The 11,623-nt window shown below is 40.6% G+C and carries 5 protein-coding genes, 21 tRNA genes and 2 rRNA genes; all 28 read left to right on the forward strand.

Annotated elements, in window-relative coordinates:
- Positions 1-231: ribosomal RNA gene (locus KW850_RS18540) — 23S ribosomal RNA — on the forward strand; the annotation flags it as partial.
- Between the two features lie 127 nt (positions 232-358).
- A 5S ribosomal RNA gene (gene rrf / locus KW850_RS18545) occupies positions 359-475 on the forward strand.
- Positions 476-484: 9 nt separating this feature from the next.
- Positions 485-560, forward strand: a tRNA-Val gene (locus KW850_RS18550).
- A gap of 13 nt (positions 561-573) precedes the next feature.
- Positions 574-646, forward strand: a tRNA-Thr gene (locus tag KW850_RS18555).
- Positions 647-792: 146 nt separating this feature from the next.
- Positions 793-868, forward strand: a tRNA-Lys gene (locus KW850_RS18560).
- A 14-nt stretch (positions 869-882) separates the two neighbouring features.
- Positions 883-967, forward strand: a tRNA-Leu gene (locus KW850_RS18565).
- A 13-nt stretch (positions 968-980) separates the two neighbouring features.
- Positions 981-1,052 (forward strand) — tRNA-Gly (locus KW850_RS18570).
- 8 nt (positions 1,053-1,060) lie between these two features.
- Positions 1,061-1,149: transfer RNA gene (locus KW850_RS18575), tRNA-Leu, on the forward strand.
- 22 nt (positions 1,150-1,171) lie between these two features.
- Positions 1,172-1,245: transfer RNA gene (locus tag KW850_RS18580), tRNA-Arg, on the forward strand.
- A gap of 6 nt (positions 1,246-1,251) precedes the next feature.
- Positions 1,252-1,328 (forward strand) — tRNA-Pro (locus KW850_RS18585).
- 17 nt (positions 1,329-1,345) lie between these two features.
- Positions 1,346-1,421 (forward strand) — tRNA-Ala (locus KW850_RS18590).
- Positions 1,422-1,442: 21 nt separating this feature from the next.
- Positions 1,443-1,519 (forward strand) — tRNA-Met (locus KW850_RS18595).
- Between the two features lie 24 nt (positions 1,520-1,543).
- Positions 1,544-1,620 (forward strand) — tRNA-Ile (locus tag KW850_RS18600).
- A 19-nt stretch (positions 1,621-1,639) separates the two neighbouring features.
- Positions 1,640-1,732: transfer RNA gene (locus KW850_RS18605), tRNA-Ser, on the forward strand.
- 159 nt (positions 1,733-1,891) lie between these two features.
- Positions 1,892-1,965: transfer RNA gene (locus KW850_RS18610), tRNA-Met, on the forward strand.
- A gap of 2 nt (positions 1,966-1,967) precedes the next feature.
- A tRNA-Asp gene (locus KW850_RS18615) sits at positions 1,968-2,041 on the forward strand.
- A gap of 141 nt (positions 2,042-2,182) precedes the next feature.
- Positions 2,183-2,258, forward strand: a tRNA-Phe gene (locus KW850_RS18620).
- Positions 2,259-2,286: 28 nt separating this feature from the next.
- Positions 2,287-2,362 (forward strand) — tRNA-His (locus tag KW850_RS18625).
- 17 nt (positions 2,363-2,379) lie between these two features.
- Positions 2,380-2,453, forward strand: a tRNA-Gly gene (locus tag KW850_RS18630).
- 4 nt (positions 2,454-2,457) lie between these two features.
- Positions 2,458-2,534: transfer RNA gene (locus tag KW850_RS18635), tRNA-Ile, on the forward strand.
- Between the two features lie 6 nt (positions 2,535-2,540).
- Positions 2,541-2,615, forward strand: a tRNA-Asn gene (locus KW850_RS18640).
- A 3-nt stretch (positions 2,616-2,618) separates the two neighbouring features.
- A tRNA-Ser gene (locus KW850_RS18645) sits at positions 2,619-2,709 on the forward strand.
- A gap of 6 nt (positions 2,710-2,715) precedes the next feature.
- Positions 2,716-2,787: transfer RNA gene (locus tag KW850_RS18650), tRNA-Glu, on the forward strand.
- Between the two features lie 707 nt (positions 2,788-3,494).
- Positions 3,495-5,435 carry a 1,4-alpha-glucan branching protein GlgB gene (glgB, locus tag KW850_RS18655; RefSeq protein WP_218349278.1) on the forward strand — a complete coding sequence of 647 codons (1,941 nt, stop codon included), beginning with the start codon at positions 3,495-3,497 and terminating at the stop codon, positions 5,433-5,435.
- Complete coding sequence (locus tag KW850_RS18660; protein WP_218349279.1) at positions 5,386-6,531, forward strand: glucose-1-phosphate adenylyltransferase; 1,146 nt, start codon at positions 5,386-5,388, stop codon at positions 6,529-6,531. Before glgB ends, KW850_RS18660 begins: the two co-directional genes overlap by 50 nt.
- Before the next feature lie 194 nt (positions 6,532-6,725).
- A complete protein-coding gene (locus KW850_RS18665) occupies positions 6,726-7,757 on the forward strand; it encodes a GlgC family sugar phosphate nucleotidyltransferase (RefSeq protein WP_218349280.1) in 1,032 nt (343 codons plus the stop codon).
- Positions 7,754-9,205, forward strand: coding sequence for a glycogen synthase GlgA (glgA, locus tag KW850_RS18670; protein ID WP_218349281.1), 1,452 nt, complete (start codon positions 7,754-7,756; stop codon positions 9,203-9,205). Before KW850_RS18665 ends, glgA begins: the two co-directional genes overlap by 4 nt.
- Positions 9,195-11,591 carry a glycogen/starch/alpha-glucan phosphorylase gene (locus tag KW850_RS18675; RefSeq protein WP_218349282.1) on the forward strand — a complete coding sequence of 799 codons (2,397 nt, stop codon included), beginning with the start codon at positions 9,195-9,197 and terminating at the stop codon, positions 11,589-11,591. The genes glgA and KW850_RS18675 overlap by 11 nt, the downstream gene beginning before the upstream one ends.
- Positions 11,592-11,623: the final 32 nt, after the last annotated feature.

Raw genomic sequence — 11,623 nt, forward strand, 5'->3', positions numbered from 1 at the left:
GGATGGACGCACCGCTGGTGTACCAGTTGTTCTGCCAAGAGCATCGCTGGGTAGCTATGTGCGGACGGGATAAGTGCTGAAAGCATCTAAGCATGAAGCCCCCCTCAAGATGAGATTTCCCATAGCGCAAGCTAGTAAGAACCCTGAAAGATGATCAGGTTGATAGGTCAGAGGTGGAAGCGTGGTAACATGTGGAGCTGACTGATACTAATCGTTCGAGGACTTAACCATTTTTAAGGCAAATTTGAGTTTACAAACTTCTTCTGCATTATCTAGTTTTGAGGGAATGAAAAAAAATTAATTTTCCTCTTGAAAAATATAAAAAAGACATTATAATAAAATAGTGTCGAATATATGGTCTGGCAATTATGGCGAGAAGGTCACACCCGTTCCCATACCGAACACGGAAGTTAAGCTTCTCAGCGCCGATGGTAGTTGGGACATGCGTCCCTGTGAGAGTAGGACGTTGCCAGGCTGTAAATATGGAGGATTAGCTCAGCTGGGAGAGCATCTGCCTTACAAGCAGAGGGTCGGCGGTTCGATCCCGTCATCCTCCACCATATTTACCTATATGCCGGTTTAGCTCAATTGGTAGAGCAACTGACTTGTAATCAGTAGGTTGGGGGTTCAAGTCCTCTAGCCGGCACCTTTTATATGAGCCATTAGCTCAGTTGGTAGAGCAGATTGCGTACTTCATTGAAGGAGCTTCTGCGGGCAATCTGCGAGAAAGAACGTAAGTTCTTTTGAGCATCTGACTTACGCTAATAAAAGATTAGAGAATCATCTTACGATGAGCCATTAGCTCAGTTGGTAGAGCATCTGACTTTTAATCAGAGGGTCGAAGGTTCGAGTCCTTCATGGCTCACCATTTAAAATTAATATGCGGGTGTGGCGGAATTGGCAGACGCACCAGACTTAGGATCTGGCGCCGCAAGGCGTGGGGGTTCGACTCCCTTCACCCGCACCATTTAATTTTATATGCGGAAGTAGTTCAGTGGTAGAACACCACCTTGCCAAGGTGGGGGTCGCGGGTTCGAATCCCGTCTTCCGCTCTCTACATGCCGGGGTGGCGGAACTGGCAGACGCACAGGACTTAAAATCCTGCGGTAGGTGACTACCGTACCGGTTCGATTCCGGTCCTCGGCACCATTTAAGTTAATTAAATTCATATGCGCCCTTAGCTCAGCTGGATAGAGTGTTTGACTACGAATCAAAAGGTCGGGAGTTCGAATCTCTCAGGGCGCACTTTAACGGGAAGTAGCTCAGCTTGGTAGAGCACTTGGTTTGGGACCAAGGGGTCGCAGGTTCGAATCCTGTCTTCCCGACCATACTTCTAATAATATATGGGGTCTTAGCTCAGCTGGGAGAGCGCCTGCTTTGCACGCAGGAGGTCAGGGGTTCGATCCCCCTAGACTCCACCAATAATTTTAAAATAATATTATGGCGGTGTAGCTCAGCTGGCTAGAGCGTACGGTTCATACCCGTAAGGTCGGGGGTTCGATCCCCTCCGCCGCTACCAAATATTGTTTGAATATCTTAACTTGGACCTTTAGCTCAGCTGGTTAGAGCAGACGGCTCATAACCGTCCGGTCGTAGGTTCGAGTCCTACAAGGTCCACCATTAGTTTCATATTTATTTTGGAGGAATACCCAAGTTTGGCTGAAGGGATCGGTCTTGAAAACCGACAGGCGGGTCATACCGCGCGGGGGTTCGAATCCCTCTTCCTCCTCCATTATTTTATTATTATTGTCGCGGGGTGGAGCAACTAGCATTGCTTCTATGAATAATCTGCGAGTTGTATCAATCGAGTTGCTGCTTGCATAAGCTTACTGAGATTGATACAGTTCATGCAACTTAGGTCATGAATAAAATATCTTGGTTTTATTATCGTCGCGGGGTGGAGCAGTCTGGTAGCTCGTCGGGCTCATAACCCGAAGGTCGCAGGTTCAAATCCTGTCCCCGCAATTGGTCTGGTAGTTCAGTTGGTTAGAATGCCTGCCTGTCACGCAGGAGGTCGCGGGTTCGAGTCCCGTCCAGACCGTAGTTGGCTCAGTAGCTCAGTCGGTAGAGCAGATTGCTCACTTCATTGAATATGCTTCTGAGGCAATCTGCGAGAAAGAACGAAAGTTCTTTTGAGCAAAGGACTTACAGTAATATAAGATTAGGGTACTATCCTAATTTTGGCTCAGTAGCTCAGTCGGTAGAGCAAAGGACTGAAAATCCTTGTGTCGGCGGTTCGATTCCGTCCTGAGCCACCATTTTTAATTAAAGAAAATTTTTATTGTGGCGATTGTGGCGAAGTGGTTAACGCACCTGATTGTGGTTCAGGCATTCGTGGGTTCGATTCCCATCAGTCGCCCCATAATAAATTACTTATATGCGGGTGTAGTTTACTGGTAAAACCTCAGCCTTCCAAGCTGATGTAGTGGGTTCGATTCCCATCACCCGCTCCAATATGGGCCTATAGCTCAGCTGGTTAGAGCGCACGCCTGATAAGCGTGAGGTCGATGGTTCGAGTCCATTTAGGCCCACCATATTGTTCCGCAGTAGCTCAGTGGTAGAGCTATCGGCTGTTAACCGATCGGTCGTAGGTTCGAGTCCTACCTGCGGAGCCAAACGGGGAAGTACTCAAGTGGCTGAAGAGGCGCCCCTGCTAAGGGTGTAGGTCGGGTAACCGGCGCGAGGGTTCAAATCCCTCCTTCTCCGCCATACCAAGGCCCCTTGGTCAAGCGGTTAAGACACCTCCCTTTCACGGAGGTAACACGGGTTCGAGTCCCGTAGGGGTCATACAAAAAAACTGATAACAACTTTGTTATCAGTTTTTTTGTATTCTTTTTTGTTTGGATGTGTTAAAGATCAGTGTTATTTTGTAACAAGTTGATTGGAGCGGAAGGCGTGAGACTCCTGCGGAGGTAGGAGCCAGGGGAGACCCCTGCAGGCGCTTTAGCGCCGAGGAGGCTTCCCGTACCGCCCGCGGAAAGCGAAGCGCCTAGAGCGGCGGAAAACAACAGGCATCATTAACACAGCCTTTTGCTTAATAAAGATTGCAGCCGAGTATTATTAAAGCTTCTTTAGCACTGAGGATTAACCAAAAAATCCCCTTTGAATGTCCCCAACCCCTTACCGAAAAACTGATGACATTTCACGAACAATATTATATTTAAATAATTATTTTTCCTGTATTATCCATTAAGAAACATTGATAACGCTTACATTTCCGCAATTTTCCTTTCCTTTGAACTCCGCATTTATTGAAAATCAAATAACTTTTTTGGGCAAAATAATTAAAAAAACTGAAAATTTTTTATATATTTTTGGCGAATATTGATAGAATTATTGATGAATGGTGTCGTTAATTGTCGAATTATAGTCTTTTATGACACTACGCATCGTTTATTGTCAGAAAAGATAAAAAAGTTTTATGAGGATTATTGATAAATTGCACTTATAATTGGATTTTGAAATACATATTTTCATTGGGGATGAGGAGAGCCATGACAGTGAATACGTTTTTTCCGACTGATTATCAGTTACATTTATTTCACGAAGGAAATTTTTATCAAAGTCATCAGCTTTTTGGCGCTCATATCTTGAAGAATTCCGATAAGGTTTATACACGATTTTGCGTTTGGGCCCCTAATGCACTGCAGGTAAGGCTCGCGGGGGATTTTAATAACTGGAATGGTGAAGGGTATGAACTGCAAAAAGTTAACGATGAAGGAGTATGGATCCTGATTACTGATAAGGATCTAACAGGGAAGCTTTATAAATATGAAATTTTCTCACAATCAGGTGAGAGGCTGCTAAAATCTGATCCGTTTGCTTTTTATTCTGAAATAAGACCTAATACAGCATCTGTTGTGTATTCGTTAAAGAATTATGAATGGCAAGACAATCAATGGATGAATCGACGCGGGAAAAAATCCTTGCTTTCAGAGCCCGCGATTATTTATGAAATACACCTGGGATCATGGAAAAAGAAAGAAAATGGTGATTACTTAACCTATAAAGAATTGGCAGATGAGCTGATTCCATACATACTCGAACATGGATTTACACATGTTGAGTTATTACCGCTTGTTGAGCACCCACTGGACGCCTCGTGGGGCTATCAGGGAACTGGTTACTTTTCAGTGACATCTAGGTACGGGACGCCAGATGAATTTAGAGAGTTTGTAGATCAATTGCATCAACATGGTATAGGAGTCATTCTTGATTGGGTGCCAGGTCATTTTTGTAAGGACTCACATGGTCTTTACCGATTTGATGGAACGCACATCTATTCTTATACCACAGAAAGTGATCGAGAAAATGCTGTATGGGGGACAGCAAACTTTGATCTTGGAAAAGGTGAGGTACAAAGTTTCCTCATCTCTAACGCCCTATTTTGGATTGATTATTTCCATATTGATGGTTTTCGAATGGACGCAGTGGCTAATATCATATACTGGCCCAACGACTCAAACGAAAGGCGAGAAAATCCATTTGGAATTAACTTTTTGAAAAAGTTAAATAGTCAAGTTCATGAGTATGATCCACATTTCCTCATGATTGGGGAAGACTCAACCGAATTTCCTAATGTGACAACACCAGTTAGTTACGGTGGCCTCGGTTTTGATTATAAATGGAATATGGGCTGGATGAATGACATGTTGGAGTATATGGAAACTCCACCGTTTGGTAGGTCTCATGTTCATTCTAAAGTAACTTTTTCATTTTTATATGCCTTTTTAGAAAACTTTATGCTTCCGTTTTCTCATGATGAAGTGGTTCATGGGAAAAAGTCATTACTGGATAAGATGCCAGGTGATTATTGGGAAAAGTTTGCGCAACTAAGGCTTTTGTTAGGTTATATGTTTGCCCATCCAGGCAAAAAACTTCTTTTTATGGGCTTTGAGTTAGGCCAGTTTGCTGAATGGAAGGATAAAGAGCAACTGGACTGGAACTTATTGGACTACGAAATGCATCAAAAATTAAATGACTTTGTTAAGTTCTTAACTAAGGTCTATAAGCGTTCTAAGGCACTCTATGAGCTCGATTATTTGCATGACGGATTCCAATGGATAGATGCAAATAATAGTCAACAATCTATTTTCTCATTTATAAGAAAAGGGAAAAAGGAAGATGACACGTTAGTAGTTATTTGTAATTTTACAGGGGTTAATTACCCTGACTATAAAATCGGTGTTCCTAAAAATGGCGAATACCGCGAAATTATCAATAGTGATCATGAAGAATACGGCGGGGCGGGGTTTGTAAATAAAAAAACAATTATAGCAGCAGAAGAGCCATTCCATGGCCTGCCAAATTCAATCAATATATCTATTCCAGCGTTTGGATTTCAAATCATTAGACCGGTTAAAAAGCGAAAGGAGCGAAAAGGAAATGGTAAAGAAAAAGTGCGTAGCCATGTTATTAGCAGGAGGAAAGGGTAGTAGGCTTAATTCGCTGACGAAGGATTTAGCGAAACCTGCCGTTCCTTTTGGGGGGAAATATCGTATCATTGATTTTCCGTTAAGTAATTGTGCAAATTCTAACATTGATACAGTTGGGGTATTAACACAATACCAACCATTATTACTAAATTCCTATATTGGGATAGGCAGTGCTTGGGACCTTGATCGGAAGGATGGAGGGGTAACTGTTTTACCACCATATGCTGAATCGTCTGAAGTAAAGTGGTATACAGGGACGGCAAGTGCCATTTATCAAAACCTAAATTACCTCAAACAATACCAGCCTGAATATGTTCTTATTTTGTCAGGTGACCATATATACAAAATGAATTATGAAAGTATGCTAGAATACCATATTGAAAAAAGGGCAGATGTAACCATCTCCTTAATTGAAGTTCCATGGGTAGAAGCTAGCCGATTTGGAATTATGAATACAACTGAAGATATGCGAATTGTTGAGTTTGATGAAAAGCCAGCCAATCCAAAAAATAATCTTGCTTCGATGGGCATCTATATTTTTAGCTGGAATATACTTAAAGAATATTTAGAAATGGACGACCGAAATCCTGATTCTAGTCATGACTTTGGGAAAGATGTTATCCCATTGCTTTTAGAGGAGAATAAGAAGTTGTTTGCCTATCCATTTAAAGGATATTGGAAAGATGTTGGAACGGTTACAAGTCTTTGGGAAGCTAACATGGATTTGTTAAGTGAAGATTGTGATTTAGATTTATTTGATCAAGGATGGAGGATTTATTCCGTTAATCCAAACCAGCCGCCGCAATTTATTTCCTCGGATGCAATCGTAAAAGAATCACTGATTAATGAAGGGTGTACAGTTGAAGGGGAAGTTGACAAATCTGTCCTCTTTCAAGGGGTAACGGTCGGAAAAGGTTCGATTATTAAAGAGTCGGTTATTATGCCTGATTCCATTATTGGTGATAATTGTTTGATCGAGAGAGCGATTGTTCCTAGTGATGTAAAAGTGCCTGACGGGACTGTGATTCGCTCATTTGATGACGAGATTATTCTAGTTACGAATGAAATGCTAAGCGGGCTTTATCCTGCTTTTTAATAAAGGCTAATTTCGCATAGAATATTGTGTTTCGTATAAGCTCATCAACCTGTATAACTAGATGCTTCGTGGCAACTTTTCGTAGGAACAGATGCGAAAATTACCTAGAAACTTAGTGAAATGACCCATATTTTAGCTCCAAAAGCAACAAAGTTTACGAAAAGAGCCTTAATAAAATATAGGAGGGACTTTGATTGAAAAGAAAGCTTTTAGGTGTAATTGACGCCACAACATACCATGATGATTTAGAAGATTTATTAACACATCGCTCACTTGCTGCCCTGCCGTTTGCGGGGCGTTACCGCATCATTGATTTTGTATTATCGAATATGGTGAATTCAGGTATTCGCAGTGTGGCTATTTTCCCGAAAATGCAATATCGTTCGTTAATGGACCACTTGGGTTCCGGTAAGAATTGGGATTTAAACCGAAAGCGTGATGGCCTTTTCTTTTTCCCATCACCGATTGTCGATAACGACGGAAATAAAATCGGCTCATTTGAGCATTTTGCTGCAAATTTAGACTTTTTTTATCGAAGTACACAAGAGTATGCAATCATCTCCAATTGTTATACAGTGTTCAACATGAACTTTAGACCAATCCTAGATTGGCATAGTCGCTCTGGTTGTGACATCACTGAAATCCATCACAAGGATGGAGGTTCAATGGAGATGTACTTGATCAAGACATCCCTGCTTATTAAGTTAATTGAAACGCGGAATGAAACGGGGTATACCTGTATGAGGGATGTAGCTAATGACCTTCAGGACCTTTATTCTGTTTGCCACTATGACTATGAAGGCTATGCCGTGATGATAGATACAATCGAGAACTATTTTTCTACTAGTATGAATTTATTAAAGTCTGATGTTTGGAAAGAACTATTTCCAAAAGAGCAGCCAATCTTTACTAAAGTTAAGGATGAACCACCGACGAAGTATGCAAAGGGATCAGAGGTAAAAAATGCCATGATAGCCAATGGCTGTATCATTAACGGAACAGTAGAAAACAGTATCATTTCACGTGGGGTGAAAATTGGCAAAGGAGCAGTTATTAAGAACTGTATCATTATGCAAAAGTGCCAGATTGAAGAAAATTGTTATCTAGACTCCGTAATTTTAGATAAAGATGTTAAAGTAGAGGCAGGAACGCAATTAACGGGCACAGCACAATCACCATTTGTGATTCGTAAAGGAACCAAACAAGGAGCGTTGATGAACTCGTGAAAGTATTATTTGCTGTTTCGGAATGTGGACCATTTGCAAAATCGGGAGGCCTTGCCGATGTTGCGGGGTCCCTTCCCAAAGAATTAAAAAGCTTGGGAACGGATGTTAGGGTTATTCTGCCCAAGTACGGAACCATTGCAGAAGAATTTAAAAGTGAAATGAAAAAGGTTAAAGACTTCACTGTTTCTGTAGGCTGGAGAAATCAATATTGCGGGATAGAAGAACTCACATATCAAGGAGTAACCTTCTATTTTATCGATAATGAATACTATTTTAAACGGGAAAATTTATATGGATATTTTGATGATGGGGAAAGATTTGCCTATTTTAATCGAGCTGTTTTAGAGACTCTGGAACAGCTTGACTTTTTTCCGGATGTACTGCATTGCCATGATTGGCATACCGCGATGATTCCTTACCTTTTACGGACTGAATATTATAAACGAAAAGGGTACGGTCTCATGCGGACAGTGTTTACCATTCATAACCTACAATTCCAAGGGATTTTTCCGAAAGAGGTATTAGGAGATTTGTTAGGAATGGATTATAATTCTTTTCATTCCGGTCACTTAGAGTTTTTCGGAAATATTAATTATATGAAGGGGGCACTTGTTGCAGCTGACAAAATTACGACAGTGAGTCCGACCTATAAAGAAGAAATACAAACCCAGACATATGGTGAAAAATTAGACGGTCTGTTAAGAGCAAGAAAAGAGGACCTAATTGGAATCTTAAATGGGATTGACGAGGATTTTTATAATCCAGCAAAAGATCCATTGATTTATCAAACTTATACCGTTAATACTCATCAGAAAAAGGCGGTAAATAAAAGTGAGATTCAAAAACACTTTGGATTACCACAATCAGAACGTACCCCTTTATTAGTGATGATTACAAGGCTGACAAGGCAAAAAGGTCTTGATTTAGTAAAGTGTGTGCTTCGTGAAATATTGCAGGAGGACCTGCAGGTAATTGTTCTTGGCACAGGGGATTATGAATACGAAGAACATTTACGACAGGCAGCACGGATATATCCTGAAAAATTAAAAGTGCATACTGGCTTTAATGAAAGCCTAGCCCATAAACTTTATGCTGCAGCGGACTTATTTTTAATGCCATCTCAATTCGAACCTTGCGGACTAGGTCAGCTGATTGCGATGAAATATGGGGCTATCCCGATTGTTAGGGAAACAGGCGGCTTAAATGATACAATTCATTCTTGGAACGAATTCACTGGAAAAGGGAATGGCTTTTCCTTCTCACATTTTAATGCCCATGACATGCTCTATACGATTAAACGAGCACTAAGTATTTACCATGATTCAAATTCATGGAAATCCATTGTCAAACAAGCAATGGAAATGGATTATAGCTGGGCACAGTCAGCTTATAGCTATAATCAATTATATGCTGAGATCGTGGCAAGGAGTGAAACACATGTTTTCTAATACGGTCGAGTTTAAGGAAACCTTTCTAAAAAGGCTTGAGATGGTTTGCGGAAAGAGTTTCACAGAAAGCTCAGCCAGGGACCATTATCAGACCCTTGGCACGATGATAAGTGAATTTGTTAGTACTGATTGGATTAATACAAACGAGCAACATCTGGCCGCAAAGGGAAAGCAGGTATATTACCTCTCCATTGAATACTTATTGGGGAAGTTACTCAGACAAAATCTTATTAACCTTGGTGTGGAAGAAACCGTTCAAGCAGGCCTGAACGAATTAGGAGTAGATTTAGGTGAATTAGAGGAATTTGAGGCAGATGCGGGCTTAGGAAACGGCGGCTTAGGAAGACTAGCCGCCTGTTTTCTAGATTCGCTTTCATCGTTAAATCTCCCAGGCCATGGTCATGGTATTCGTTACAAACATGGACTATTTGAACAAAAGATTGTGGATGGCTATCAGGTCGAATTGCCGGAACAATGGTTGAAAAATGGGAATGTCTGGGAAATTCGTAAAACCGACAGCTCGATTAAAATTCCCTTTTGGGGTAAGGTAGAAGCGAAGATGGAAAATGGCCGTCTTGTTTTTCATCATCTGAATACTGAATCTGTTACGGCTGTGCCTCACGATATGCCGGTCACAGGCTATCAGTCAAAGACAATCAATACATTAAGACTCTGGAATGCTGAGCCTGCTCAATTCCCCCTGCATGAGGATATCTTAAAATATAAACGGGAAACAGAAATGATCTCTGAGTTTTTATATCCTGATGATACCCATGATGAAGGTAAGATATTAAGATTGAAACAGCAATACTTTTTAGTTTCCGCTAGTATTCAATCTATTTTAAAGACTTATCGGAAACAGCACGGTAGTTTGCAACAACTTCATGAACATATTTGTATTCACATAAATGATACGCACCCGGTTTTAGCCATTCCAGAGTTAATGAGAATACTAATTGATGATGAAGGATACGATTGGGAACAGGCATGGCATATTACCAAACATACGATTTCTTATACTAATCATACAACATTGTCTGAGGCTTTAGAGAAGTGGCCGATACATATTTTTCAACCGTTACTTCCAAGGATTTATATGATTGTAGAAGAAATCAATGAACGATTCTGCCACGATTTATGGGAACAAACTCCTGGGGATTGGGAGCGGATTAAAGGACTAGCCATCATTGCAGATAATTTTGTGAAAATGGCTCATTTAGCAATAGTTGGAAGTTTTAGTGTCAATGGTGTAGCAAAACTGCATACCGAAATTTTAAAGAAACGAGAGATGAATCAATTTTATCAATTGTTTCCTGAGAAATTTAACAATAAAACAAACGGAATTGCCTACCGGCGCTGGCTGCTAAAAGCTAATCCGAAATTATCTTCATTAATTACAGAATCTATTGGTTCCGATTGGACAATTAGAGCTACGGAACTATCTGAACTACTTAAATTTCAACATGATACCTCGTTTTTGGAACAACTGTTGAAAATAAAAAATGAAAACAAACAAACACTGGCGAAGGTTATTTTTGATAAGACCGGAACGGCGGTCGATACTGGTGCCATCTTTGATGTTCAAGTAAAGCGCCTGCATGCGTATAAACGTCAACTTTTGAATGTTTTACATATTATGCATCTTTATAATCGACTCAAAGAGGATCCAAGTTTTCCAGTCGTTCCTAGAGTATTTATTTTTGGAGCAAAGGCATCACCAGGGTATTATTATGCGAAAAAAATCATCAAATTAATAAATACGGTCGCTGAAAAGGTTAATAATGATCCCGTAATCTGCGATAAAATAAAAGTGATTTTTCTTGAAAATTATCGAGTTTCCCTTGCTGAGAAAATCTTCCCTGCCGCCGATGTGAGTGAACAAATCTCCACTGCTAGTAAGGAAGCATCGGGAACAGGAAATATGAAATTTATGATCAACGGAGCATTAACGGTTGGAACCTTAGATGGCGCCAATATCGAAATTCGTGAATTAGTTGGTAATGACAATATCTTCACGTTTGGATTAACAGCTGAAGAAGTTCTTCATTACTATCAGCACGGGGGATATCAATCCGATGAATACTACCACCATGATTATCGGATTCGCCAGGCAGTAGATCAACTTGTAAACGGCTTTTTCCCAGGTGTCTATAACGAATTCGAACCGATATTTGACTCACTCCTTCAGGAAAATGATCAATATTTTGTCTTAAAGGATTTTGCACCATATGCTGACATACAACGTTCAATTGGTGATGCATTCACGGACCGATTACGCTGGCAGCAAATGAGTTTAAGCAATATCGCCAATGCTGGCTATTTTTCAAGCGACCGCACGATTCAAGAATACGCAGATGATATTTGGAAAATTAAGCCACTCCGATAAAAAAAAGCTTCTGCAATTGCAGAAGCTTTTTT

It is taken from the genome of Bacillus sp. sid0103, assembly GCF_019219025.1.

Excerpts from the sequence above, each read along its gene's own strand:
- glgB (WP_218349278.1), top strand. The coding sequence starts at position 3,495 with ATGACAGTGAATACGTTTTTTCCGACTGATTATCAGTTACATTTATTT.
- KW850_RS18660 (WP_218349279.1), top strand. The coding sequence starts at position 5,386 with ATGGTAAAGAAAAAGTGCGTAGCCATGTTATTAGCAGGAGGAAAGGGT.
- KW850_RS18675 (WP_218349282.1), top strand. The coding sequence starts at position 9,195 with ATGTTTTCTAATACGGTCGAGTTTAAGGAAACCTTTCTAAAAAGGCTT.